Origin of the sequence: Dongia sp., from assembly GCF_041910485.1 — a bacterium.
Classification (GTDB): Bacteria; Pseudomonadota; Alphaproteobacteria; order Dongiales; family Dongiaceae; genus Dongia.
This window is the reverse complement of sequence record NZ_JAYRQR010000038.1, coordinates 34,440-59,062: the sequence shown is the minus strand read 5'-3', so window position 1 is coordinate 59,062 and position 24,623 is coordinate 34,440. Positions and strand designations below refer to the sequence as shown.

Annotated in this window: 26 protein-coding genes and 1 riboswitch; of the genes, 8 read left to right on the top strand and 18 right to left on the bottom strand. The window is 60.8% G+C overall.

The genetic code is table 11. The features are described 5' to 3' along the window. The coding region (locus tag ACE3PP_RS12615; RefSeq protein WP_374382780.1) for a MazG nucleotide pyrophosphohydrolase domain-containing protein at positions 1 to 492 on the top strand (492 nt) is incomplete at its 5' end. Here the strand turns inward: ACE3PP_RS12615 and ACE3PP_RS12610 are convergent. The 3 genes from ACE3PP_RS12610 to ACE3PP_RS12600 form a co-directional block, all read right to left on the bottom strand. Next, a complete protein-coding gene (locus tag ACE3PP_RS12610) occupies positions 483 to 2,201 on the bottom strand; it encodes an ATP-binding protein (protein WP_374382778.1) in 1,719 nt (572 codons plus the stop codon). The two genes, ACE3PP_RS12615 and ACE3PP_RS12610, sit on opposite strands and share 10 nt — an antisense overlap. 332 nt (positions 2,202 to 2,533) lie before the next feature. Beyond that, the gene (locus ACE3PP_RS12605) at positions 2,534 to 3,055 is read right to left on the bottom strand and encodes a MarR family winged helix-turn-helix transcriptional regulator (RefSeq protein ID WP_374382776.1); all 522 of its coding nucleotides are present in this window, start codon (positions 3,053 to 3,055) and stop codon (positions 2,534 to 2,536) included. Between the two features lie 142 nt (positions 3,056 to 3,197). After that, positions 3,198 to 3,905, bottom strand: coding sequence for an HAD family hydrolase (locus ACE3PP_RS12600; protein WP_374382774.1), 708 nt, complete (start codon positions 3,903 to 3,905; stop codon positions 3,198 to 3,200). A gap of 115 nt (positions 3,906 to 4,020) precedes the next feature. Beyond that, a riboswitch (cobalamin riboswitch) is annotated at positions 4,021 to 4,246 on the top strand. 110 nt (positions 4,247 to 4,356) lie between these two features. On the opposite strand from ACE3PP_RS12600, the gene ACE3PP_RS12595 reads away from it, so the two are divergent. Genes ACE3PP_RS12595 through ACE3PP_RS12580 form a run of 4 tightly spaced genes read left to right on the top strand, consistent with a single transcriptional unit; the run spans position 4,357 to position 6,917 of the window. Beyond that, positions 4,357 to 5,028: an energy-coupling factor ABC transporter permease gene (locus tag ACE3PP_RS12595; protein WP_374382772.1), complete on the top strand. Its 672-nt coding sequence runs from the start codon at positions 4,357 to 4,359 to the stop codon at positions 5,026 to 5,028. Further along, positions 5,028 to 5,336, top strand: coding sequence for an energy-coupling factor ABC transporter substrate-binding protein (locus tag ACE3PP_RS12590; RefSeq protein WP_374382770.1), 309 nt, complete (start codon positions 5,028 to 5,030; stop codon positions 5,334 to 5,336). Before ACE3PP_RS12595 ends, ACE3PP_RS12590 begins: the two co-directional genes overlap by 1 nt. Continuing rightward, positions 5,323 to 6,066 carry an energy-coupling factor transporter transmembrane protein EcfT gene (locus ACE3PP_RS12585; protein WP_374382768.1) on the top strand — a complete coding sequence of 248 codons (744 nt, stop codon included), beginning with the start codon at positions 5,323 to 5,325 and terminating at the stop codon, positions 6,064 to 6,066. Before ACE3PP_RS12590 ends, ACE3PP_RS12585 begins: the two co-directional genes overlap by 14 nt. Continuing rightward, a complete protein-coding gene (locus ACE3PP_RS12580; protein WP_374382766.1) occupies positions 6,066 to 6,917 on the top strand; it encodes an energy-coupling factor ABC transporter ATP-binding protein in 852 nt (283 codons plus the stop codon). Before ACE3PP_RS12585 ends, ACE3PP_RS12580 begins: the two co-directional genes overlap by 1 nt. A 4-nt stretch (positions 6,918 to 6,921) precedes the next feature. Here the strand turns inward: ACE3PP_RS12580 and ACE3PP_RS12575 are convergent, their stop codons facing one another. From ACE3PP_RS12575 to ccsA, 14 genes are all read right to left on the bottom strand, one after another. Next, positions 6,922 to 7,404, bottom strand: coding sequence for a heme-degrading domain-containing protein (locus ACE3PP_RS12575; protein WP_374382764.1), 483 nt, complete (start codon positions 7,402 to 7,404; stop codon positions 6,922 to 6,924). Between the two features lie 15 nt (positions 7,405 to 7,419). Then, positions 7,420 to 8,286 carry an NAD(P)-dependent oxidoreductase gene (locus ACE3PP_RS12570; protein ID WP_374382762.1) on the bottom strand — a complete coding sequence of 289 codons (867 nt, stop codon included), beginning with the start codon at positions 8,284 to 8,286 and terminating at the stop codon, positions 7,420 to 7,422. Positions 8,287 to 8,309: 23 nt separating this feature from the next. Next, positions 8,310 to 9,134, bottom strand: a complete 825-nt coding sequence (locus ACE3PP_RS12565) for an inositol monophosphatase (protein WP_374382760.1) — start codon at positions 9,132 to 9,134, stop codon at positions 8,310 to 8,312. Further along, on the bottom strand, positions 9,131 to 9,388 hold the full coding sequence (locus ACE3PP_RS12560) for a hypothetical protein (RefSeq protein ID WP_374382758.1): 258 nt from the start codon (positions 9,386 to 9,388) through the stop codon (positions 9,131 to 9,133). Before ACE3PP_RS12560 ends, ACE3PP_RS12565 begins: the two co-directional genes overlap by 4 nt. Then, positions 9,385 to 10,680: a GTPase HflX gene (gene hflX / locus ACE3PP_RS12555; protein WP_374382786.1), complete on the bottom strand. Its 1,296-nt coding sequence runs from the start codon at positions 10,678 to 10,680 to the stop codon at positions 9,385 to 9,387. Before hflX ends, ACE3PP_RS12560 begins: the two co-directional genes overlap by 4 nt. Before the next feature lie 99 nt (positions 10,681 to 10,779). Beyond that, positions 10,780 to 11,031 carry an RNA chaperone Hfq gene (gene hfq, locus ACE3PP_RS12550; protein WP_320502709.1) on the bottom strand — a complete coding sequence of 84 codons (252 nt, stop codon included), beginning with the start codon at positions 11,029 to 11,031 and terminating at the stop codon, positions 10,780 to 10,782. Between the two features lie 166 nt (positions 11,032 to 11,197). Further along, positions 11,198 to 11,848, bottom strand: a complete 651-nt coding sequence (locus tag ACE3PP_RS12545) for an HAD family hydrolase (protein ID WP_374382756.1) — start codon at positions 11,846 to 11,848, stop codon at positions 11,198 to 11,200. Continuing rightward, complete coding sequence (locus ACE3PP_RS12540; protein ID WP_374382754.1) at positions 11,845 to 12,708, bottom strand: D-amino-acid transaminase; 864 nt, start codon at positions 12,706 to 12,708, stop codon at positions 11,845 to 11,847. Before ACE3PP_RS12540 ends, ACE3PP_RS12545 begins: the two co-directional genes overlap by 4 nt. Before the next feature lie 28 nt (positions 12,709 to 12,736). Continuing rightward, positions 12,737 to 14,146: a sigma-54-dependent transcriptional regulator gene (locus ACE3PP_RS12535; protein WP_374382753.1), complete on the bottom strand. Its 1,410-nt coding sequence runs from the start codon at positions 14,144 to 14,146 to the stop codon at positions 12,737 to 12,739. A gap of 30 nt (positions 14,147 to 14,176) precedes the next feature. Beyond that, positions 14,177 to 16,366, bottom strand: a complete 2,190-nt coding sequence (locus ACE3PP_RS12530; protein WP_374382751.1) for an ATP-binding protein — start codon at positions 16,364 to 16,366, stop codon at positions 14,177 to 14,179. Between the two features lie 116 nt (positions 16,367 to 16,482). Then, the gene (ntrC, locus tag ACE3PP_RS12525) at positions 16,483 to 17,925 is read right to left on the bottom strand and encodes a nitrogen regulation protein NR(I) (protein WP_374382749.1); all 1,443 of its coding nucleotides are present in this window, start codon (positions 17,923 to 17,925) and stop codon (positions 16,483 to 16,485) included. A 4-nt stretch (positions 17,926 to 17,929) separates the two neighbouring features. Further along, entirely contained in the window at positions 17,930 to 19,075 is a 1,146-nt protein-coding gene (locus ACE3PP_RS12520) for a nitrogen regulation protein NR(II) (RefSeq protein ID WP_374382747.1), read from the bottom strand. After that, on the bottom strand, positions 19,072 to 20,061 hold the full coding sequence (gene dusB, locus ACE3PP_RS12515) for a tRNA dihydrouridine synthase DusB (protein ID WP_374382745.1): 990 nt from the start codon (positions 20,059 to 20,061) through the stop codon (positions 19,072 to 19,074). Before dusB ends, ACE3PP_RS12520 begins: the two co-directional genes overlap by 4 nt. A 104-nt stretch (positions 20,062 to 20,165) precedes the next feature. Further along, positions 20,166 to 20,966: a cytochrome c biogenesis protein CcsA gene (gene ccsA / locus ACE3PP_RS12510; RefSeq protein ID WP_374382743.1), complete on the bottom strand. Its 801-nt coding sequence runs from the start codon at positions 20,964 to 20,966 to the stop codon at positions 20,166 to 20,168. Positions 20,967 to 21,030: 64 nt separating this feature from the next. On the opposite strand from ccsA, the gene ACE3PP_RS12505 reads away from it, so the two are divergent. Beyond that, on the top strand, positions 21,031 to 22,227 hold the full coding sequence (locus ACE3PP_RS12505) for a bifunctional 2-C-methyl-D-erythritol 4-phosphate cytidylyltransferase/2-C-methyl-D-erythritol 2,4-cyclodiphosphate synthase (protein ID WP_374382741.1): 1,197 nt from the start codon (positions 21,031 to 21,033) through the stop codon (positions 22,225 to 22,227). Positions 22,228 to 22,236: 9 nt separating this feature from the next. Beyond that, complete coding sequence (locus ACE3PP_RS12500) at positions 22,237 to 22,710, top strand: CinA family protein (protein ID WP_374382739.1); 474 nt, start codon at positions 22,237 to 22,239, stop codon at positions 22,708 to 22,710. A 781-nt stretch (positions 22,711 to 23,491) separates the two neighbouring features. Here ACE3PP_RS12500 and ACE3PP_RS12495 read toward each other — a convergent pair. Next, complete coding sequence (locus tag ACE3PP_RS12495; RefSeq protein WP_374382737.1) at positions 23,492 to 23,893, bottom strand: Rid family hydrolase; 402 nt, start codon at positions 23,891 to 23,893, stop codon at positions 23,492 to 23,494. A 157-nt stretch (positions 23,894 to 24,050) separates the two neighbouring features. Between ACE3PP_RS12495 and gfa the strand changes: the two genes are divergently transcribed. After that, positions 24,051 to 24,620 carry an S-(hydroxymethyl)glutathione synthase gene (gene gfa / locus ACE3PP_RS12490; protein WP_374382735.1) on the top strand — a complete coding sequence of 190 codons (570 nt, stop codon included), beginning with the start codon at positions 24,051 to 24,053 and terminating at the stop codon, positions 24,618 to 24,620. Positions 24,621 to 24,623: the final 3 nt, after the last annotated feature.

Below are 24,623 nucleotides of genomic sequence, written 5' to 3'. Positions count from 1 at the left end.
GCCGCTGCCCAGACCGTCGCCTGGGAGAGCCACAAGGCCGCCGAGCGCGCGAAACTTGCCGCCGCGACCGGCCGGGAGCCGTCGGCTCTCGACGGGGTTATAGCAGCCCTCCCCGCGCTCGCCCGGGCCGAGAAGCTGCAGAAGCGGGCCGCCCGGGTCGGCTTCGACTGGCGCAATGCGGACGAGGTCACCGAAAAGGTCGAAGAGGAGCTGGCCGAGATCCGCGCCGAGCTCGCGGCCCAAGCCGACCCAGCCAAGATCGACGAAGAGGTGGGCGACCTGCTCTTTGCCGTCACCAACCTCGCCCGGCACCTCAAGGTCGAACCCGAAGGCGCCCTGCGACGCGCCAATGCCAAGTTCGAGCGCCGCTTCCGGCGGGTGGAGGCGATCCTCAAGGAAGCCGGGTCAGACCCTGCTTCGGCCGGATTGGAGCGAATGGAGGCAGCCTGGGTTCTGGTCAAGAACGAGGAGCGAGGCGCGCCTCAACCCTGATCGACCGGCACGGTAAAGATGGCCACGGTGCCTTCGCCGTGCGCGCTTTCCAACCAAACCTGACCACCATAAGCCTCGACGATGCGGCGCGTGTTGACCAAGCCCAACCCCACGCCACCATGCTGCCGGCTGAGGCTCTTTTCCACCTGCGAAAACGGCTTGAACAGCTCGGCCATATCGACGGACCTAATCCCTATTCCATAGTCGCGAACCGAAATGTGCATGAGACCGGACAAATGAACACGTGCGTCGATGTCTATCTGTCCCCCGGAATGAGAGAATTTAATCGCGTTGCCGACCAAGTTGAGAATGACTTGGCGGAAATGGATAGCGTCCATCCTGACGGGCGGCAAGTCGACGGTCAGGCAAGGTGAAAGCGTGATGTTTCGCGCTGTGGCTTTTTCACCGAGCAGCCGAACGCAGGACTGCACATTTTCGGCAACGTCAGTGGCCGCACTGATGTCCACCTGAGAATCAGATTCAAGTTTTGCCGTCTCAAGGATCTGACTGATGATACCAAGGAGATGTCTACCAGCATCCCCGATGTCCTTTGCGTAGTCGCGGTAGTTCTTGGATCCCAGTGGACCAAATATCTCGCCCCTGAGGACGTCGGAGAAACCGATGATTGCATTGAGCGGCGTGCGCAGCTCGTGACTCATATTGGCCAGGAAATGACTTTTCGACTCATTGGCCGATTCGGCTTTGGCCAAGGCCAATTCCAGCCTTGCCGCTTCATCCGCCCGTTTCTGCATCAATCGGATGAGCCACAGACCGAGCAGCGCAATGACAAGAGTCGCCAGCAAGGCGATGACAATCGGCACGATACTCTGTCGTCTTGCCTCGGCCGCAAGATCAACTTCTTTCATGCCGGCAAAGACAATGAGCGGCTCTTCGCCCAATCGTGCAAACCGCACCCGCAGATCACCCTCTCCATCAAATGCTGGAAGCGAATAATCGGTCTGGGCCGCCAATGCTCCACGGGCCAGCACATCGGAAAAACCAGGAACGACCTTTCCCTTGATGGCCTCGTTTTCCGGCCACACGAAAAGCAACAGCCCATCGCTACGGACAAGGCCGAGTGTCGCCGGAGCCAGATCGGTGAGTTGATCCATCAAACTGCGAAGATCCTCTTCAACAACCGATGTCGATATAACTCGAACACCGAGATTGTTGGGAGACGCACTCAGCGCAATCGGGAGGACTTTCTTTCCGCTGATGCGCCCAACCACCGGCTCACCGAGATAGAATTGCCCAGGCGGCTGGTTCATGAGATTGCTTACAAAATCACGGTCGCCCATAAACATGGCCGCAGGAGCGGCAGATTGCGGGAATCTCCAAAGGCCGCGACTAGTCGCGTCGACCAGGCCAAGAGTAAGCGAGTGATCGCCTGGCAATTGGATCGCGGCCAGCAGCTCATTCAAATGTGTCAGATCCGCGGTGGTCGAGCCCTCAGGCAGTTCAGATAGCCATTCATCCGCCAGGCGCAACAGCCTTTTGGCTTCCCGATACACGGTCGATGTGTGGGCTCGCATCGCATTGGTCGCATTGCCGAGTTCTTGGCTTGCTTCCGAGTCAACGGCGGATTTCTGACTCAGTACCAGCGCGATCAACGATATCCAGACCGCCACCAGAATGACGACGGTGAAGAGGATTGCCGGAATGCCCGACCGAAAGAAAAGCTTCGGGAGATGGTGGATACCCCTGATCACGCCTTTGCCCTCCGGATGGCTGGCTCAAAACGAGCCGACCATTTCCAGAGAGCCTAGCCAGACGAGTATTAATCAGCACTTACTGCGGCTTGCCAGCGATCGGATCGAACGCCCACCAATCGTTCGCGCTGAAAACCTGAACAGAGACCCAATGCGTGAGATCAATGTCTCATCGGATGAATGTGGACCTAGATCAGAGTGTGTTTCGCAGGATCGACGTTGAATGAAGGTACTGACAATCGATTCAACGGCTGCGGCGAAGGCAAGATGACCCATGGCAGATTCTCCTCTGCGCTAAAACGCCTGAAAGGAAATGCGGTGTTTGGGCGGACTTAGGCCGCTCTGGTACAGCCCGGTGTCAGCGGGCAGCTCTCCTGCGGGCAGGAATTGTCGTCGCAAAGGCGGCAGGCCGTGTCCGCCGTCGCCTCGTCGGTTGCAAGACTGTGCAGCATCTTTTCAACGAGACCTGTGAACGTGGCCCGTTCGTCGGCCGACAGCGCGTCGAGCGGTTCGCGCAGGACTTTTTCCCGGCCCAACAACATGGCACGCACCATGCGTTGGCCCTCGGCGGTCAGGGCCAAAGGCCGGGCCCGGCGATCGGCACCCTGCTGACGCTCGACCCGCCCCTCTTCCACCAAGCGGTTGATCATCCGGACGGCGCCAGGCTGGGACAGCCGGACGATCCGCGCGAGCCGGTCGACCGTGATGCCTGGATTCTGCTCGATGACGATGAGCGCCGCCCAATCGCTGTCGCAGATATCAGTTAGGGCACCCAGTTCCTTGCTCATGGCGTCCGTCATCATCAATGACAGGGCACCCAGCAAGTTGGCAGTACGGGAATCGGCCTTGTTCATCGGTGGCATCCTCAACATGGCTCGTCATGAGTCATTTATATGCATGACGCATGCATTCGTCAAGCGAATAAAAAACCAATATATTGATTTCTATTGTCATATATTTATCAATATGTTCTTTAACATACTTCATGTAATGCCTTCATATTTCCTCAATTTCCATAAGCAAAGCATGAAGCTGACTGAGATCATTCACCACGCGGAACCGCGGCGAAACCGTCGGTGCCTCGTGATGCTCCAGTGCCCAGGTCAGGGCATGGGGGACATGGACGCCCCAGCTGCCGGCCGCGATGGCTGGAACCACATCCGACTTCAGCGAATTGCCCACCATCATCGCCCGCTCCGCCCCGTGGCCGTGGCGAGCAAAGGCCTGCGCATAGGTCGCCGCGGTCTTTTCAGAGACAATCTCGACGCCGTTGAAGAAGTCCCCAAGCCCAGATTGAGCAAGCTTGCGCTCCTGGTCGAACAGATCCCCCTTGGTGATGAGAACCAGCCGATAGTCGCCGGAAAGGCGCTCCAGCGTGTCCCTGACATAGGGCAACGTCTCGACGGGATGGGTGAGCATCTCGCGGCCCGCCGCGAGGATTTCGGCAATGGCCGTCGTTGGCACCTTGCCGCCGGTGAGGGTCAGGGCCGTTTCGACCATCGACAGGGTAAAGCCCTTTATGCCGTAGCCATAGAATTGAAGGTTGCGCCGCTCAACCTCCAGCAGGTGGCTGGAGATGGCCTCTGGGCTTGCATGGTCGGCCAAAAGGGCAGCAAAGCGTTGCTCGGTCAGGCGGAAGAACTGCTCGTTCTGCCACAGCGTATCGTCGGCATCGAAACCGATCGTGGTGAGATTGCGCCCCATAGCCCCCTGCTCCCACTTGCCTCCCCCGTTTAGGCCAGCCACACCGCCAACCGCAACGACAATCGGGCGCACCCCAAAGCCCCTCCAGACGAATTGACGCCGCCCGCTCAGACGCTATATTTCGCCCGCCGACGGTTCCCCGACGGATGGAGTCCAGGGGAATAATAGGGAACACGGTGCGGACGACCCAAAAGGGGCCAATGCCGTGACTGCCCCCGCAACTGTAAGCGGATAGCGAAGCCCGGCTCTTCTTCAGAGCCAGCACCACTGGGAAACCGGGAAGGTGGGCCAATCGCAGCAACCCGCGAGCCAGGAAACCTGCCTTCGGCCGTGTCAGTGTCTGTTTCCGCGGGCGGGGTGCCCCAATGGAAATTGTCCACCGGAATTCGGTGGCCGGCCTCCATTCGAACAGCATCGACGCGTGTTCTGTCGATTTGAATCGGAGGGATTCATGCACATTATGGAAGGTTTTCTGCCGGCGACGCATTGCATCGCCTGGGGGGTTGCTTCGGCCCCGTTCCTGGCAGCGGGTGCCATCAAGATCCGACGCGTGGTCCGCACGCACCCGGAAATCAAGCTTCTGCTCGCCGCATCCGGCGCTTATGTCTTCATCCTGTCGGCGCTGAAACTGCCCTCGGTCACGGGGAGCTGCTCGCACCCGACCGGGACGGGCCTGGCCGCATCCCTGTTCGGGCCGAGCGTCACAGCAATCCTCGGTGCCATCGTTCTCCTCTTCCAGGCGTTGCTATTGGCGCATGGTGGCCTGACGACCCTGGGTGCCAACATCTTCTCGATGGGCATCGTCGGGCCAATGGTCGCCTATTGGCTGTTTCGCAGCCTGAAATCGGCAGGGGCCAGTCCAGCCATTGCCGTCTTCTTCGCGGCTGCGCTCGGCGATCTCTCGACGTATGTCACGACCGCGTTCCAGCTCGCCCTCGCCTTTCCAGACCCGGCTGGCGGCGTCCTGCGGTCAGCAGAGAAGTTCCTGGGCATTTTCGCGATCACGCAAGTGCCGCTGGCCATCAGCGAGGGCCTGCTCACCGTCGTCGTCATGAATTTGCTCGGCAAGTACTCCAGCAGCGAGTTGAAGCTGCTCGGCTCGCTTGGTCGGAGGGTCGCCTGATGTTGAAGCGCAATCTTCTCCTCATCGCGGCCGTCATTGCCCTGGCCATCCTGCCGCTGGCAATGCACGGCACCAGCGCGACATTCTCCGGTTCCGACGGACAGGCGGAAACAGCGATCGGTGAGATCGCTCCTGGCTACACGGCCTGGGCGCAGCCCATCTGGGAACCGCCGAGCGGTGAAATTGAAAGCCTGCTCTTTGCCTTGCAGGCCGCCATCGGCGCCGGGCTGCTCGGCTACTATTTCGGCCGCAAGCGCGGTCTCAGCGAAGCCAAAGGCGAGGTTGGCCGGCACAATGTATCTCATTGACCGGTACGCACAGACCAACCGGTTCCGTCGCATTCCTGCTGTCGAGAAGCTGGCATTGGCGCTGGGGGCGATGATTGTCGCCCTCAGCACCGACAGTCATGCCGCCTTGTCGGTCATTCTGTTGAGCGCGATCAGTGTCATTCTGCCGGTCATCGGCGTGCGCAGCATCGACCTGGTGCGGGCCGCCAGCGTGCCGATGGGCTTCATCCTGGTATCGACCGCTGCCCAGGCGACGAGCTTAAATCCAGCAGCCCCCTTCCCTTACCTCTCTTGGACGGAGGCCACATTCCTGCCAGCCATTCTGGTCGCCTTGCGCAGCATCTCCTGCGTGTTCGTTCTTCTTGCCCTCGCCTTCTCGACACCGCTCAACGATATCATCCGGCTGCTGAGACGCTCGGCAATCGGCCGCGATATCGGTGATATTGCCCTCGCCATGTGGCAGTTCATCTGGATCACCTTGCACAGCCTCGAGACTGGTATTGCGGCACAAACCAACCGGCTCGGTTTCATCGGCTATCGCCGGTCACTGCGTTCCATGGGTCAATTGCTCGCGGCTCTGTTGCCGCGCAGCCTGGCCCGGGCCCGGCGCCTGGAAATCGGCCTGTCTGCGCGCGGCTTCGACGGTGAATTGAGGTTCCTCACCCCGACCGCGCCGGTCTCTCCCGCTCGCTGCCTCACCTACGGGGTCGTGCTGATGGGCATTTGGACGCTGGGGCGGGTTCTCGTCTGATGCTCGGCGCCAGCAACATCGATTACACCTATCCTGGCGGCATCAGCGCACTGCGCAATGCGAGCCTTGCGATCGAGGCCGGGGAGAAATTGGCGATCCTTGGCCCCAATGGCGCCGGCAAAAGCACGCTGCTGCAGGTCCTGAACGGCACGCTGCGCCCGGACAAAGGGACAGTTCGGCTGCATGGAACAGAAATGCGCCACGACAAGGCGACGCTGAAGGCTTGGCGGCAGGCGGTGGGCCTCGTCCTCCAAGACCCAGACGACCAGCTCTTTGCGGCCACGGTTTTTGAGGATGTCTCGTTCGGCCCGCTCAATCTCGGCCTCGGCGAAACAGAAGCCAGGACCCGCGTCGACGAAGCCCTGGCGACGATGGATCTGGCCGACTTGGCCGATCGACCGACGCATATGCTGAGCTTCGGTCAACGCAAGCGCGTCGTGCTGGCCGGTATCGTCGCGATGCGACCGCGCATCCTGCTGCTCGATGAACCAAGTGCCGGGCTGGACCCGCTGGGCGTTACGCATCTGATGTCGGCACTGGAACGTATCGCTGCCGCCGGCACCACGATCGTCCTTACCACCCACGACGTCGATCTTGCCTATGCCTGGGCAAGCCGCATTGCCCTTTTCGGCGACCGGCATGTCGTCGCAACCGGCGCACCGGACATCATCTTCGCCGATGACGCGATGATAGAGACGCTGCATCTGCGTCGACCGATCGTGTGGGAGATGGCGCGGCACTTGCGGGACCGTGGTCTCATCGACCCGGCGCTCCCTGCCCCACGCAGCCAGTCCGAACTGATCGCGCAGCTGGATGGCGGGCAGACCGTGCTGCACCGCGCGACGTCTTGAGCGTCTAGCGACGGCCTTCCAGGAATTTCGACAAGGCGGCGACCACGAGCGCATGATCCTCGGCCTGCGGCAAGCCGGAGACAGTCACAGTACCGACATGGCCGGTGCCAACGATGATGATCGGAAAGCCGCCACCCTGTGGGGCATAGCGCATCGGGTCGAGATAGTAGCGTTCAGTGAAGACAACGCCCTTTGCCAGACAAGACCGGCCCATATAGTAGGAGGAGTGGCCGAAGCGCATGACGGTTGCGATCTTCCGCTTGATCCATTCATCATTGTCGGCCGAAGAGCCCGGCATGGCGACATGAAAGAGCTGCTGGCCAGAGCGTGTGATGTCGATGACCACGGGCAGGGATTTCTCCCGCGCCATCTCGACCATCAACAGGCCGAGCGCCAGGGCCGTTTCATTGCCGAACTCAGTGAAGACCAGACGCTTTTCCTGCTCTAGCAGTTCAGCGAGAAATTCGGGGCCCGTATCCTGTTCCATGTCGTTTCCTGCCGCTTAAGGTTCGGCAAGCGGTTGCATCAGTGACGACGTATCCCACCGGCCGCCGCCGCGCTTCTGGACGCGGGCATAGAATTGATCAACCAATGCTGTCACGGGCAATTGGGCGCCATTGCGCTTCGCCTCGTTGAGGCAGATGCCGAGATCCTTGCGCATCCAATCGACAGCGAAGCCGAAATCAAATTTGCCTTCGAGCATGGTGCGGCCGCGGTTTTCCATCTGCCACGATTGCGCGGCGCCCTTGGAAATAACATCGAGCAGCTTGTTGCCGTCGAGCCCCGCCTTCTGAGCGAAATGCATACCTTCGGCAAGCGCCTGGACGAGACCTGCGATGCAGATCTGATTGACCATCTTGGCGAGTTGCCCGGAACCCGCCGGTCCCATCAGCTCGCACGCACGCGCATATGAGTCGATCACCGGACGGGCGCGGTCAAAATCCTTTTGCGCACCGCCGACCATGACGGTGAGCTTGCCGTTTTCCGCACCGGCCTGGCCACCGGAAACGGGTGCGTCGAGAAACCCGAGCCCAGCCTCGCGGGCAGCAGCGTCAATCTCGCGCGCCACCTCGGCCGATGCCGTCGTATGATCGACGAAGAGTGCCCCCATGCTCATACCGGCGAAGGCACCGTCATCGCCGAAGACAATTGAACGCAGATCGTCATCGTTGCCGATGCAGGCAAAGACAATCTCTGCACCATTGGCAGCGGCTGCTGGGGTTGGCGCAGAAGTGCCACCATGCGTTTCCACCCATTTCGCCGCTTTGGCGCTCGACCGGTTGTAGACCGTGACGTCATGCCCATTGCGCTTCAAATGACCCGCCATGGGAAAACCCATCACACCGAGGCCGAGAAAAGTGACTTTCATCTAACTGTCTCCCGAATCTTCTTTTATGCGTCGCCGAACAGCGTTTCGTGAACGTTGCGCCATGTGGCATGGCTGGTGGCGGAGAGAATGCCGGCGGCGGCCAGTGCCTGGCTCGGGCGATAGGTTTCATCGCCCTTGATATAGGCGATATGCCCACCGAGTTCGCGGATGATCATGGCACCGGGCGCGTGATCCCAGGGCATGATGCCGCTGAAGAAAGTGAAATCGATCTCGCCCTTGGCCATTCGCACATAGTCGATGCCGGCCGCGCGCGCGCTCTTCACCTGGTGGAGGCGGTCGCGCCGCTTGTCGACCTGGGCTGCAATGCCAGGGGCACCGCGCACGCCATAAGCCAGAATACCCTTGGGCGTCTCGGTCGGTGCGAAGGGTACAATCCGGCGGTCATCGATGGTGACGCCGCCGCCCTTTTCAGCAATGGTCATCTCGCCGGTTACCGGATGATAAATCCAGCTGGCAAGGATATCGTCCGCCTGGATGAGTGCCAGCATGGAGACAAAGCCCTCGCGGCCGGCCGCGAAATTGCCGGTGCCGTCGATCGGGTCGACGACCCAGACGGGTGCCGCACCAGCCAATGCCTGCATCACCGCCGGGTCCTTGGCGGTTGCTTCCTCGCCCACCACAACCGAACCCGGCAGCAGATCGAGCAACAGTGGCGTCAGTGCGATTTCGGCCGACTCATCGGCGATGGTCACGAAGTCGCCCGGCGATTTCTGTCGCGTGTCGCCCTCTTTCAGATTGCGGAAACGCGGTAAAATCTCGACCGACGCCACCTCACGGATGAGATCGGCGACTTTGACCGGATCTACATGCGGCAACGATGCGCTCACTTGCGGCCCTCGATCCATTCGCGGATATCGTTGTCACTGTGCAGATAGGCTTCACCCGATTGCACGTCGAGCGACGCGGTGAGGCGCAGCAGGTGCCACATGTCCGGGTCCACAGCTTCCGGGTCTTCGCTTTCGATATTCTCCTGGACCTCGGCAGCCCACTCGGCCGCGGCCAGGCGGCTGCTGGTTCCATCCAGCACCGCCTCGAGGACATTGACGACTTCCTGACGCGTCGGAACCGGCACTGCGCTCATCGACGCTCTCCTTCTTGCTTTACTGATCCACTGAATTGCCGCTCGAAACGCTGGATATCCTCCGGCGCCAGGCGGACCGTCATTTCGGTACACGTCTCGCCATCGGTGCGTTCCATGACTTCGCCATGCGCATAGAGCCACGCCATCGCGGCGCCGTCTTCGTGCCGCAAGCGATATTCGGCCACTTGCCGTTGAGCCGACAGGCGCTGGTCGACGGCGGCAAGGAGTTCGTCAAGGCCAGCACCGGTGATCGCCGAAATCGGCTTCAGCCGCGGATCGCGCGCAGCCTGGGCCGACAAGGTTTCGCGGGCCGGTTCGTCCAGCAGGTCGGTCTTGTTGAGCACTTCGAACATCGTGTCGCTGACTTCGTGGCTGATGCCCAAACCGGCCAGCACCGCCTCGACATCCGCCTTTTGCCCATCCGTCTCGGGATGCGCCACGTCGCGCACGTGAAGGATGATGTCCGCCTCCAGCACTTCTTCGAGTGTTGCGCGAAAGGCCGCAACGAGCTCCGTCGGCAGGTCCGAGATGAAACCCACCGTGTCGGACAGAATGATCTCCCGCCCAGACGGCAGATGGACGCGCCGCATGGTGGGATCGAGTGTTGCGAAAAGAAGATCGGCTGCCATCACGGTCGCGCGCGTCAGACGGTTGAAGAGCGTCGACTTGCCTGCGTTAGTATAGCCGACAAGGGCCACGACCGGGTACGGGACGCGCTTTCTCGCTTGGCGATGGAGGGCGCGGGTCCGCTTCACATCCTCCAGATCCTTCTTGATCCTGACGATGCGCTCGTCGATCAAGCGACGGTCCATTTCGATCTGGCTTTCGCCAGGACCACCGATGAAGCCGAAGCCGCCGCGCTGGCGCTCAAGGTGGGTCCATGACCGCACCAGGCGTGAGCGCTGGTAAGAAAGCGCCGCGAGTTCGACCTGCATCTGGCCTTCCCGCGTGCGGGCGCGTTCGCCGAAGATTTCAAGGATGAGGCCCGTGCGGTCGATGACCTTCACCTTCCACTCGGTTTCGAGATTGCGCTGCTGGACCGGTGTCAGGGCAGCATCAAAAACGATGAGGCCTACCTCTTCCGCATCGACGATAGCCTTCAGGCGCTCGACATTGCCCATGCCGAGCAAGGTGTTGGGCTTGGGATCGCCGACGCGTACGACCTCCGCCGCCACGACATTGAGGTCGATGGCGCGGGCGAGACCGCAGGCTTCTTCGAGACGCGTTTCCGGCGACCGGCCGCCGCTATATTGCGCACGGGGGCCGGTCTTGAAGGCCGGATGAATGACCAAGGCGCGGTCGCCGTGGCGGATTCCGTCGACGTCGGTGTGTGCGCCGCCGGTCTGATCAATTGTTGCAGTCAAATTCCAACTTTCGCGGCTTTCGCCCGATCAAGCCTCGTCGCCCTCTTTCTGGGGCTCGAACAGCTGGATGGGGGTACCCGGCATGATGGTCGAGATCGCGTGCTTGTAGACCAGCTGCACATGAGAGTCGCGGCGCAGCAGCACTGAGAAATTGTCGAACCATGTGACGATGCCCTGGAGCTTGACGCCATTGACCAGGAAGATCGTGACCGGGATCTTGTTCTTGCGGATATTGTTGAGGAAGACGTCCTGGACGCTTTGTGATTTTTCGTTTGCCATCGTCCTATCCTTTTCTCGTTGGGCCCGTTTCGAGCCGTTTCATTGTTGGTTGCCTGCCGATGTCCGGGCAACATCGCCCGGCCCATGACCCTGACCAGTCCAATTGGTTAACACAGAACTTGACAGAATGAAATCTCTGTCGACAGAAATTGCGCGAGAATCACTCTCAGAGCGCAGCCAAGGTGGCTTTCAGGTCCGCAAGCCCAGGAAAATAGTGCTGTGGCGCCGCTTCACCGAACTCCCCGGCCAGTGGCGGCTGGGGCCGAACAAGAACCGGTATGCAGCCGTTTGTATGGCCGCAGATCAAATCGATATCGGTGTCGCCGATGAACCAGACATGGCGCCCTGGCTGCAATCCGCCTGGATCCAGGGCCAGTTGCACGTGCTCGCGGGCGGGTTTGTCCCGGGCTGAATCGCCGGCACCGGCGAGGGCCGCGAAATACTTGTCCCAACCCAGATGCGCCGCCTCTTTGCGCAGATACGGTCCGCGCTTGTTGCTGACGACGCCCATATAGAAACCGGCCGCCGCCGCCCAGGCGACGAGATCGCCGGCCCCCGGCAGCGGTTTCAGTTCGAGAAGGTGCAGCTTCTCGAAAGCACCGTAGAAGACCTTCTCCGCCTCCTTCCAGCGCTCACCGAAGAGCCCGGGGAAAGAATCCCGCAAGCTGGCGCGGATGCGGGTCTCGGCCTCGGTACGCGACCAACGCGGATGCCCCATCGCCTCCAGCGTCTCATTCATGGCGGCATGGATGACCGCCCATGAATCGACCAGCGTATTGTCCCAATCGAAAAGGAGCGCAACCGGTCGAGCGGTCATTTCGCGGCTCCGATCTGGCGCGCGACATTCTCCAGATAGATGGCCCGCAGCTTCTCCGAAATCGGACCCGGCTTCCCGTTGCCGATGTTCTGCCCGTCGATGCTGGTGACCGGCAGCAGGAAGGCCGAGGACGAAGTCAGGAAGGCCTCGTCAGCCTCCAGCGCTTCCTTGAGGGTAAACCCGCGCTCGACCAAGGTGACGCCGGTTTTCTGTACCAGCTCCAGCAACGACAGGCGTGTGATCCCGCCCAGAATGTCGTGGCTTTTCGGATAGGTGATCACCGCACCGTTCTTGACGATCCAGGCATTGGTGGACGAGCCCTCGGTGACCGTCCCGTCCGGCCCGACCAGCCAGGCCTCGAACGCCTTCGCCTCGGTCGCCGCCTGCTTGGCCAGGATGTTCGGCAGCAGCGACAAGGATTTGATATCGCGGCGGGTCCACCGGATATCGGGCTGGCTGGAAACGGCAACGCCATCCCGCAGCATCGCTTCGCTTGGTGGATTCATACGCTTGGTCGTCACCACCAGGGCGCTTTTTACCTTGGCCGGGAATTTGTGGTCGCGCGGTGCAACACCCCGCGTCACCTGGAAATAGACGATCCCGCGACGCAGACCGTTACGCCGCACCAACTCCCGCAGGATGAGCTTCAGAACATTGCGGCTGACGGGCCAGGCGATGCGCAATTCGCCCAGGGAATAACCGAGACGATCGAGATGCGGCTCCTCATCGATGAGCACGCCGTCAATGACCGGCACGACCTCATAGACACCGTCGGCGAATTGATAGCCCCGATCCTCGACATGCACCATCGCCTGGGCATGCGGCACATAACGGCCGTTCACATAGGCTAACCGGCCCATTTTTCAGAAATCCCCCAATTGCGGTCGATCAGGCCCCTTCCGGCTTAAGTCCGTCGGGCCTTTCATTCGTGTTGATTCCGAGAGAGCGCAGCTTGCGATGCAGCGCCGAGCGCTCCATGCCAACGAAATGCGCCGTTCGCGAGATATTGCCACCGAACCGCGCCACCTGACTTTCCAAATAGCGACGTTCGAAGATCTCCCGCGCCTCACGCAGGGGCAGCGACATGACTTCTGTGCCCTCACCGAGGGAGCTTGGCGCGATTGAAACCGAACCGATATCCGGCGGTAACATATCGGCCCGGATCGGCTCATCAGCAGCCCCACCGCTCATGATGAGCAACCAATCGATGACATTTCGCAGCTGGCGGACATTGCCCGGCCATTCATAGGCCTGCAGAACGGCAACGGCGTCTTCGGCGAGGCGCCGCGCTGGCAATCCGGTCTGTTCGGAAGCGCGCGCCATGAAGAATTCCAGCAGATCACCGATGTCGTCGCGGCGTTCTTTCAGCGGAGGCAGACGCATTGGCACGACATTCAGGCGATAGAACAGATCCTGGCGAAAACGGCCGGCATTCATTTCAGCCTGCAAATCACGGGCAGTCGAGGCGATGACACGAACGTCGACCTCGACGCGTGTCTTGCCGCCGACGCGTTCAAAGGTCTGCTCCTGCAGAACGCGCAAGATCTTGCCCTGCGTCTCCAGCGGCATATCCGCCACTTCATCGAGCAGCAGCGTCCCACCATGCGCCTGTTCGAGAAAGCCGATTTTGACCGATCCGCCCTCCCCATCCCGCTCAACGCCGAAAAGCTCGCTCTCCAACCGGTCCGGGTGCATCGTGGCACAGTTGAGCACTACAAAGGGGCCGCTGGCGCGTTTCGAGCGGCGATGGAGCAAGCGGGCCGCGACCTCCTTGCCGCTGCCTGGCGGGCCGGAAAACAGTACCCGACTGCCGGTCGGGGCGACGCGTTCAATGGCCATGCGCAGTTGCAATATCGCCTGGGACGACCCGATCAGCTCACCTTCGCCACCTGCGCGGTGTTTCAGTTCCTCGACTTCGCGCCGGAGACGCGCAGCTTCCAAGGCTCGCTCAATCGTCAGAAGCAGGCGATCGGATTTGAATGGCTTTTCGATGAAATCATAAGCACCGTTCTTGATGGCCGTGACCGCCGTCTCGATATTGCCGTGGCCACTGATCATGATGACCGGGATATCGGGAAACTCGACCTTCAGCACCTCAAGCAGACCCATGCCGTCGAGGGTCGAGTTGTTCAGCCAAATATCAAGGATGATCAGGTTGGGTCGACGGTTCCGCAACTGGGCAAGTGCCGCATCGCTGTCTGCTGCCTCGCGGGTCTGAAAGCCCTCATCGCCGAGAATGCCACTGATCAGCAGGCGAATGTCCGCTTCGTCATCGACGATCAGAATGTCGCGCGCCATACGTCACTGTCCCATTCTATTCACGCTTGCTCACCGGCTGGCAATCTGAAGTCCCGGCGCCGTGCCGGACGGCGTTGGGTCACCTGATTGACGCGCGGCATCGAGTGGAAAGGTCAAGGTTACGATCGCTCCGCCACCAGGTCGGTCCGTCATCGACAGCCGCCCCCCGTGGTCTTCCATGATCTTCTTGACGATCGCCAGCCCGAGACCGGTACCCTTGCTGCGGGTCGTCACATAAGGTTCAGTGAGTCGCTCGCGACCTTCCTTCGGCAGGCCCTTGCCATTGTCGGCCACGCTGAGAAGAAGCGCTTCGTCCTCGCGCCTTATCCATAAATGGATATGCCCCGGCGTCAAGAGTTCTTCGCTCTGCCGGGACCGCCCCTCATCAAGCCTTCCTTCGATGGCATCTGCGGCATTCTGCAACAGGTTGGTCAAGGCGCGGTTGAACTGACTCGAGTCGCATTGAATCGTGACAGGTACCTCGGGAATATCCAGCGTATAGCTGATGGCCGGGTGCGCGCTTTGTTGAAGAAACAGGAGCTCCTTGGCAAGCGCCACGGGACTTTCGGTATTAAGGACCGGTGCCGGCATCCGCGCGAAGGCGGAGAATTCGTCGACCATGCGACCGATATCGCCAACCTGCCGAATGATCGTGTCGGTACAGACTGTAAACGTATCTGGGTCTTCGGAAATCTGCTTCAGGTAGCGACGCTTGAGCCGCTCCGCGGAAAGCTGGATCGGGGTCAGCGGATTCTTGATTTCGTGGGCGATGCGTCTTGCAATGTCTGACCAGGCGGCTTTCCGCTGTGCCGACAACAACTCGGTCACGTCGTCGAAAGTAATGACGAAACGCATATGGTCGCCTTCGCTCCGCTCGGAAACGACGCGGACGTGAAACGTGCTGGTTGAACCATTTCGGCTGAGCGAGATTTGCCCATCGGCCGTACCAGTGGCACGGGACTGGGCCTGCGCCAGCAATTCGGCCATTTCGGGAACCAGTTGCTCAATCGGCCGGCCGATACCCTGATCCAGCTCCTGCCCCAAAAGCAGCGCTGCCGAGCGGTTGGCAAAATCGACGATGCCCGTCTCGGTGACGCCGATAACCCCTGCCGAGACGCCGGAGAGGATGAGACCGGTGAGCCTCGACCGGTCGTTGAGATCGCGGTTTGCAGCGATAAGGGCTGCCTGCTGGCTCTGCAACTGCGACACCATGACGTTGAATGTCCGGCTTAGGACCGCGATTTCGTCATTGCGCGCACCGACCTTGACCCGCGCCGACAGGTCGCCGTCACCGACCTTTTGCGCCGCACTAGCCAATCGAGACAAAGGTTTGACAAGTTTGCTCGCCGAAACAATGGCGTACCATACTGCCCCCAGCAGCATAAGAAGGGCGAGCACGGCATAGATGAGACCGATTGTTATCTGCAACGTCGAGCGATCGCGTTCCAGATACCGATAGAGACGCACCGCGTCTTCGTTCCCGCGCACGGCCGTCAGCACCCGATCGTCAATCAGGCGGCCCGTATAGAGGTAGAAGCCTGCCAATGGATCGAGCAGCACCAGCGCTCGCACGCGGTCGCCGGTCGGCATCAACATGATAGCGGTCTGACCGGCATCCGCCTTTTCGAAGGCGTCATCCGGAATATTCAGGCTGAATTCCATCGTCAGACTGAAGCTCGACCGCGCGACGACCTTCAAACGACGATCGATCACGATCCCTTCGCTAAGACCACGAAGATTTAGCTGTCTATCCAAAATAGCCTGAAAGTAAGGAGCGTTGCCGATATCAGCCAGACCATTGAATTGCAGTTCCGACGCAATGGCGGACGTATCGTCGCCAATGCGCTGCTGGGATTCGAGGAGATAGGAATGCGCCACATTGAGCGAGCTTTCGACCGCATCCTTAATCCGGTCGGAAAACCAGGAATTGAGACCATAGTTAAGGAACACCACGGAAAAGATTGAAACGACGATCGCAGGCAGAACAGCGATGAGCGCGAACATCACCACCATGCGCGCATGCAATTTCGCGCCGGCCAAGCCTTTGCGCCGTCCGATCCAGAGCAGTACTGCGCGCCGGGCGATAATTGTGGCAAGCGCCAGAGCAACGACCAAGTCGCCGGTCAGCAGCCAAGTGATGGTTCTGACCGGTTCTTCGGTGTCCCAAACGTCCGTGAGAGCGAAATAGGTGAGCAAGCCGAGGATGGCGCCCACCATCATCAACGAAATCGCCAGCAACCGCTCAAAGCCAATGTCCAATAGCCAGCGTGTCAGCGCCCCACGATGCACCGCGCTGTCAGCTGTCGCCCCGGACCCTTGCTCGGGCGAAGACAAGATTAGCGACTCCCCCGCATGGGCTGGAGTTCCAACTCTTTCAGCTTCTTGCGTAACGTATTTCTGTTAAGGCCGAGAAGGTCTGCCGCACGAATTTGATTGCCACGGGTTGCCTCCATCGAAATGGACAGTAGCGGACGTTCGATTTCATGGAGAATTCGATCATAGAGCCCCCGTGCGGGCAAAGCCCCTTCATGGGCATCGAAATAGGCGCGCAGATGCCGCTCAACCGATTGTCCCAATGTTTCGTCGTTGGCACGGGCGCCGACATTCGAAGCCTGCTCCTGCGCCTTCAACTGCTCGGCGACGATACGTCCGTCGATCGTCGGTTCGCTATAGAGAACAGCAATGCGGCGCATCAGATTCTCAAGCTCACGCACGTTGCCGGGCCAGCGATGGCGCTTCAACGCATTCTGAGCATCGAGATCCAGGGTCTTCAGCGGCAACCCCTCCAGAGCAATCTGCTCCAGGAAATGACGCGCCAGATCCGGAATATCCTCAACCCGTTCACGCAGTGGCGGCAGCGTGATGGGCACCACATTCAGACGGTAATAGAGATCTTCTCGGAAACGACCTTGCAGAATGAGCTGGCGGAGATCGCGGTGCGTTGCCGCCACGATACGTACATCGGCCTTGATTGGCGTCCGGCCGCCAACAGGTGTGAATTCACCGGATTGCAGTACGCGTAAAAGCCGTGTCTGCGCCTCCAGCGGCATGTCGCCGATTTCATCCAGAAACAACGTCCCACCCGACGCCGCCTCGAACTTGCCGATACCGCGCTGAATGGCGCCGGTAAAGGCCCCCTTCTCATGGCCGAACAGTTCGCTTTCGATGAGTTCCCTCGGAATGGCAGCCATGTTGACTGCCACGAAGGGGCGTTCGCGCCGGCGCCCGAAATCATGCAGGGCACGCGCGACAAGCTCCTTGCCGGTGCCGGATTCCCCGTGGATCAACGCCGTCATGTCAGTGCCGACCAACCGCGCGACGACACGATAGATTTCCTGCATCGCCGCCGAGCGACCGATGATCGGCAGCTTGTCTTCCTTAACGGCTGTTGGCGCCGTGCTGGCGCCTTCATTGCGCGGTCGCGTCAAAGCACGGTCGACGGCAGCAGTCAGGGCGCCGAGGTCGAATGGCTTCGGCAGATATTCGAATGCGCCTCTCTCCGTCGCTTTGATGGCAGTCAGAATGGTGTTCTGTGCGCTCATCACAATGATCGGAATATCCGGCCGTTCGGCCTTGATCCGCGGCACCAAGTCAAGGCCGTCGCCATCCGGCATCATCACGTCGGTGATGATGACATCGCCTTCCCCACCCTTGACCCATTGCCACAGGGTAGCCGCATTGGCTGCGGTTTTGACTTGATGGCCGCGCTCGGCAAGGGCTTGACTCAAGACCATGCGAATGGCGCGGTCGTCGTCGGCTACGAGAACGGTCTTGCTCATGGGATCATGCGTCTCCACGGCCATCGGCAATCGGCAGAATGACTGAAAAAGTGGTGCGGCCAGGCTGGCTGTCGCAATCGATCATGCCACCGTGATCATTGACGATCTTCGCCACCAAAGCGAGGCCGAGCCCCTTCCCTCCCGCCTTGCCACTGACGAAAGGCTCGAACAATTGCGCCTTCAGCGCCTCCGGTACACCGGAGCCGTTATCCTGGATCGTCACCACCAACCCCAAACGGCGTCTAGACGCCGAACCAGGCTCGCTGACCGTAAGACCCGGCCTGTAGCGCGTTCCAAGAACGATCTGCGCCCCCCTTGCGGGGGCTGCTTCGGCAGCGTTCTTGAAAAGATTGAGGAAGACCTGGATCAGTTGGTCGCGGTTGCCAAGAACCGCCGGCAGGGATGGGTCATATTCCTCCCGGAAAGCGACGTCGCGGGCAAATCCCGCCTGCGCCAATCGCCGCACATGCTCCAGGACTTCATGAATGTTGACCGGCTGCATGGCCGACGGGCGAGAATCGGTAAAGACTTCAAGACCGTTCACCATTCCGACGATCCGGTCCGTCTCTTCGCAGATAAGCTGTGTCAGCTGCCGGTCGGAAGGCTGTACTTTGGATTCCAACAATTGCGCAGCGCCGCGGATGCCGGACAACGGATTCTTGACCTCGTGCGCCAGCATTCCCGCAATCGCCTTGGCAGAACGTGCCGCATCCTTGCTCACGGCCTGCTGGGCCAAACGCCATTCCAACCCACGATCCTGGATCAACAGCGCCACGTGACCGACTGGATGGCTCAGCATCGCGACATCGACGGCGGCGTGCTCGATCGTCAGCCGCGGTCCGGAGAGCGACATGTCGGACTCGCCGACGGCGCTGGCCCCGGCACGTGCAGCATCAATGAGCGCAAAGAGTGGTGAATCGGCGGCAATGTGATCGTGGAGCGGCTTGGCAATGAGCTGCGCGCGGCTGATGCCCAACAGCGATTCCGCAGCAGCATTGACGGTGCTGACCCGGTTGTCGGCATCAAGCCCGACGATCGCCAGCGGCACCGCTTCAAGGAGCGTCAGTGCATCGGGCATCAAAGGCAGATTGCGCGTTCCCGGCGCCAGCGCCAGTTTCGGGATGGCGACAGCGGGATTGGGCCGGCTCATGCGGCCGCCTGCTGATCGAGCTGGGGTTCGTAAAACTCGCGGATAGCGGCCTTGGCCCCTTCCGGCGTGTCGATCGTGTTGATACGGACGCGGAATTCGGCCGAACCGGCCAGCCCTTTCGAATACCAGGCGACATGCTTGCGAGCGATCTTCAACCCGGTATCGCGGCCGTAATGTTCGATCATCGCTTCGTAATGGCCGAGGAGAAGCTGATACTGACGCCACAGCGGCGGGTCCGGCAGGATTTCGCCGTCGCGCAAATAGCGGATAACCTGATTGGGAAACCAGGGCCGGCCATAGGCACCACGCCCGATCATGACACCGTCGGCACCACTGAGATCGAGTGCCTCACGCGCCTTTTCAATCGTCGTAATATCACCGTTGACGATGACGGGCAGCGACACGGCCTGCTTCACATTTCGAATGAACGCCCAATCCGCCTCACCGGCATACATCTGGCAGCGCGTGCGACCGTGCACGGTGATCATCTTGATGCCGCTCGCCTCGGCGATGCGCGCCAGGCTCGGCGCATTGAGATTGGTGGAATCCCAGCCCATCCGCATCTTCAGCGTAACCGGCAATTTCACCGCCCTGACGGTTGCCTCCAGGATTTTTCCCGCATGGACCTCATCTCGCATCAAGGCCGAACCGGCATGACCGTTGACGACTTTCTTCACCGGACAGCCGAAATTGATGTCGATGATGGCAGCACCCCGATCCTCGTTGAGCTTCGCCGCCTCGCCCATGACCGTGGGTTCACATCCGGCGAGCTGCACCGACATCGGCGCCTCTTCCGCACAATTGGTCACCATCTTCATGGTCTGCCGGGTCTGCCGGATCATCGCCTCGCTGGCGATCATCTCGGAAACCACAAGCCCCGCCCCCTCCTGCTTCACCAAGCGGCGGAACGGCATGTCGGTCACGCCGGACATGGGCGCGAGGATCACGGGATCCTTAATTTCGATCGGACCAATATGAATGCTCATTTTTCGGGCAGCCAAACTCAATGCCTATTTCTTAGGCGATTTCTACCCGTCTCCCTCGCAAATGCAACAAGAAAGGCCCCAAAGGATCAAAAATCGACCTGGAATCAGCCGATCAGCACATCCTTGACGAATTTCACGCCCGGATAGCCCAGCGTAAGGAGCAAATACCCAGCAAGGACCCAACGGGCCGCTCGGCGGCCGCGCAACCCAGTCACCCTGTGTGCGACCAGCAGGATCACAAGGACGACGAACGCAAGAATCGATAACAGGACCTTGTGGGTTAGGGCAGGCCAGGCGCCGGTCTCCATAAAGGTATTCGCAAAGCCGCTGGCGAGTGCGGCCGCCATGAAGATTGCCGCCCACAGCAACAGTTTGATCTGCAACTCCTCGGCAACCAGCAAGGGCGGCAGCGCCACCTCAGCCCAGCTCGCCGACTGGCGCTTTTTCAACACCCGTTCCTGGAGAAGTACGGCAAGACCCGAGATCGCGCCCAACGTCAGCACCGCATAGCTCGCCACCGCCAGAACGACATGGGCGCGAAACCAGCCGGCCGAGGCGATGACCGGCGTTGGTTCGCTGAAGGACGCAAAAAGGAGCGCCAGCAGCGCCAACAGCAGCAAATAAGGGAGTAGCAGGGCCGCCAACTTATAGGCCTCGGTATTTACCAGACTGAGGGCCGCAAAGGCGATCAGAGACACAGCACAGCTGGCCCACAGATTGGCCGAAAGGCCGGCTTCCCAGCCATTGCTGATAGTCTGCGCAAAAATGCCCGAGGCGCCCGCGATGGCGGCGGCCAGAAACAGCCAGAACTGGAGGTTTCGCTGCAGCTTTGCGGTAATGGCAAGGACGGCCAGTGGAAACAGGGTCAGCAGGCCGGCGATCTGCAAATTCAATGGGCTCGACATGGCGCGCATTATGGTGACGCGCCGCCCCCTTGGCAAACCAGATCGGATAGCCTAGAGAGCCATCATGTCAAAGCCTGAAAATCCCCGAAATCCCAAGGTGATTGCCCTCGTCGTCGCTGCTGGCAGCGGCAGCCGCATGGGCAAGGACCTGCCCAAGCAATACCTGCCTCTCGGTGGCCGCACCGTGCTCCGGCATTGCCTCGAAACCTTTGGCCGGCACCCATCGATTGCAGCTGTGCGCGTCGTCATCAATGGCGCCCTGCGCGATCTCTATGATGCCGCCGTCCATGGCCTGGATCTGCTGCCGCCGGTCAATGGCGGCGCGCGCCGTCAGGATTCGGTCAGGCTGGGGCTTGAAAGCCTTGCGGCCGAACGGCCGGATCTGGTCCTGATCCACGACGCGGCGCGCCCCTTCATCGACGCTGGAACGATCGATCGGACTATATCTACGCTGGCGCATCATGATGGTGCCTTGGTCGCAGTTCCGGTGGTCGACACTTTGAAACGCGGCCAAAATGAGGGCGACACGGTTTTCAGCGGTGCCACCGTCGACCGCACCGGCTTGTGGCGCGCACAGACACCTCAAGGCTTCCACTTTGAAAAATTGCTGGCTGCGCATCGCCGCGCTGCCGACGGCCCGGAAATGACGGACGATGCTGCCGTCGCCGAAGCCGCCGGCATGCGGGTTGCGCTAGTCCTGGGACATGAAGACAATTTCAAGATCACGGCGCCGGCCGATCTGGAACGTGCGGAGCGAATGATGAGCGAACAGATGGAATACCGGACCGGCAATGGCTTCGACGTGCATCGCCTCATTCCGGGTGATGGCGTCATCATGTGCGGGGTGACGATCCCCTATCATCAGAAGCTCGAGGGCCATTCCGACGCAGATGTCGGCATGCATGCGCTGACAGATGCCATCCTGGGCGCCATCGGTGCCGGCGATATCGGCCAGCACTTTCCGCCATCTGATCCGCAATGGCGGGGCGCCGCCTCGTGGAAATTCCTGGACCATGCTGCCAAGCTGGTCGCGGGCAAGGGTGGACGCATCGCCCATTGCGACATCACGCTCATCTGCGAAAAGCCTAAGGTCGGTCCCCATCGCGCCGCGATGCAGGCGAGGCTTGCCGAAATACTCAACGTCGCGCCCGACCGGGTCAGTGTGAAGGCCACCACCACCGAGCAATTGGGTTTCACGGGGCGCGGCGAAGGGATCGCCGCCCAGGCGACAGCAACGGTCGCCCTTCCTCTCGGGCGATGAGGGTACGCGATGGATGTCGCCAGCCTCCTCGACCTCTATCGCCAGCAAGGCCTCAGGATCGCGACGGCGGAAAGCTGTACGGGTGGGCTGGTCGCCGGGACTCTGACGGCTGTTGCCGGTTCGTCTGACGTCTTCGAACGCGGTTGGGTCACTTACTCAAACCAAGCCAAAAGCGAGTGCCTCGGGGTGCCGCCGGAACTCATCGTTGAGAAAGGTGCCGTCAGCCGCGAGGTCGCCGAAGCCATGGCGCGTGGCGCGTTGAGGCACTCGGAGGCGGATGTCGCGATCTCCATCACCGGCATAGCCGGTCCGGGCGGCGGGTCGACCGAGAAGCCCGTGGGCCTCGTCTTCATCGGCCTCGCGCGCAAGGATGGCTGGTCGCAGGTTGAGCGCTGTGTCTTTCCAGGCAACAGGGATTCGGTACGGGCCCATTCCGTGTCCCGTGCGCTCGCGCATCTGGCGACTGCCCTGACCGCCACTTGACCCGGCTCCTCGGCATCGATTTCAGCGGCGCCCAGGATGCCGGCCGGAAGATCTGGGTCGCTTCCGCGCACCGCACCGATGGCGCTGTGACGATCGAGGATTGCCGGCCGGCAGTCGATCTGCCGGGCGGTAGCAGACAGCCGGAAGCGGCCATCGCCGCCCTCGCGCGCCTGATTGTCGCCGAACCCGATACGATCGCCGGGTGCGATTTTCCGTTCGGCCTGCCCCTCCCCCTAGTTCATGAAGAAAGCTGGCGCGATTTCGCCCTTGGCTTTCGCCGACGTTTCGTCGATCCGCAGCATTTCCATGATTTGTGTCACGCCGAAACGAACGGCATTGAACTGAAGCGCCGTACAGATCAGGAAGATCGCACACCGTTCAATTCCTTCAACTTGCGCCTCTTCCGTCAGACCTGGTGGGGCATCGGCCACTTGCTGGCACCGCTTGTCGCCGGCGACGCGGCCCGCGTCTGGCCGCAGATGGAACCAGCCCCCGGCAAGCCGCTGATTGTCGAGGTTTGTGCCGCCTGCACTCTTATCAAGCTGGATGTCTATCCTTCCTACAAGGGCCCGACGAAGGCTCACCGCGCGGCGCGGCGCCGGATCCTCGACTACCTGATCGCGCATGCGTTCCTGTCGCCGCCCAAGCGCCGGCTGCTCAGCCTCCTGCTGGACAATCAGGGCGGTGACGCGCTCGACGCCGTCATTGGCGCCATTACGGTCAATCGCTGTCACTTCGATCATCCGCGCGACCGGGTCGACCGCCTCGAAGGCCGCGTCTATTACGATCTCGGCCCGTCATCCACCCAGGCCACACAATCGAGCTCGATCCTGGCCCCCAAGGCAAGCCCGGCGACGGCGACGCCTGTCCGCGCCGGTCGATGCGCGCCGAAGAAATCGGCGTAGACGGCATTGAAAGCCTGAAAGTCGTTGATGTCGGCAAAATAGACCGTGCATTTAACGACCTGCTCAAGGCGCGACCCAGCAGCGAGCAGCGCCTCGCGCAGATACGTTAGTGCCTGACGCGCTTCCGGGACCAAACCACCCGGCACCAATTCCAGCTTCCCTGGCAGATGACCTATCTGGCCGGAGACATGGACCATGTTGCCGACCCGTGCCGCCGAACTGAAGGGCAACACCGCCGGTAATGAATCCAGGCGATAGGTCTCCAATCTTGTATTCATTGCTGTAGCCTCCCTCAACGACGCTTGGCTGCCAGACTGGCGACACCGCAGTGCAAAAGATACCTGCAGATCGTTCGGCGCCCTCGACCAATCGTCCGCAACATGCATAGAATTCACCAATTCTCATAGAATGCGCAAAGCACTTAGGGAGGAAAAAATGGCCATATCGATCCATCCATCCGTCGACAACGGTTTCAAGCCGGCCAAGCCCGGCTTCGGTGGCGGCAAACTGCACTGCAAATGTGCGACCGATAAAGTGGAAGTCACCATCGCCAGCCAATCGGCCCACAATCATGTCTGCGGCTGCACCAAATGCTGGAAGCCGTCGGGCGCCCTCTTCAGCCAAATAGCCGTGGTGCCGCGCGACAAGCTCAGCGTCACCAAGCATGCCGAGAAGCTGAAGATCGTTGACCCGAATGCGCCCCTGCAGCGCTACGCCTGCACCGGCTGCGGCGTCCACATGTATTCCCGCATCGAGAACAAGAACCATCCCCTCTATGGGCTGGACTTCATCCACACCGAACTCTCAGACGAGGATGGCTGGTCGCCGCCGGAATTTGCCGCTTTCGTCTCCTCCATCATCGAGAGTGGCGCGGATCCCGCCAACATGTCTGCCGTGCGCACGCGGCTGCGGGAGCTGAAGCTTGAACCCTATGACTGCCTGTCGCCGCCGATCATGGATCTCATCGCGACGCATACGGCCCGGCAGAAAGGTATTCTGAAGTAAAAT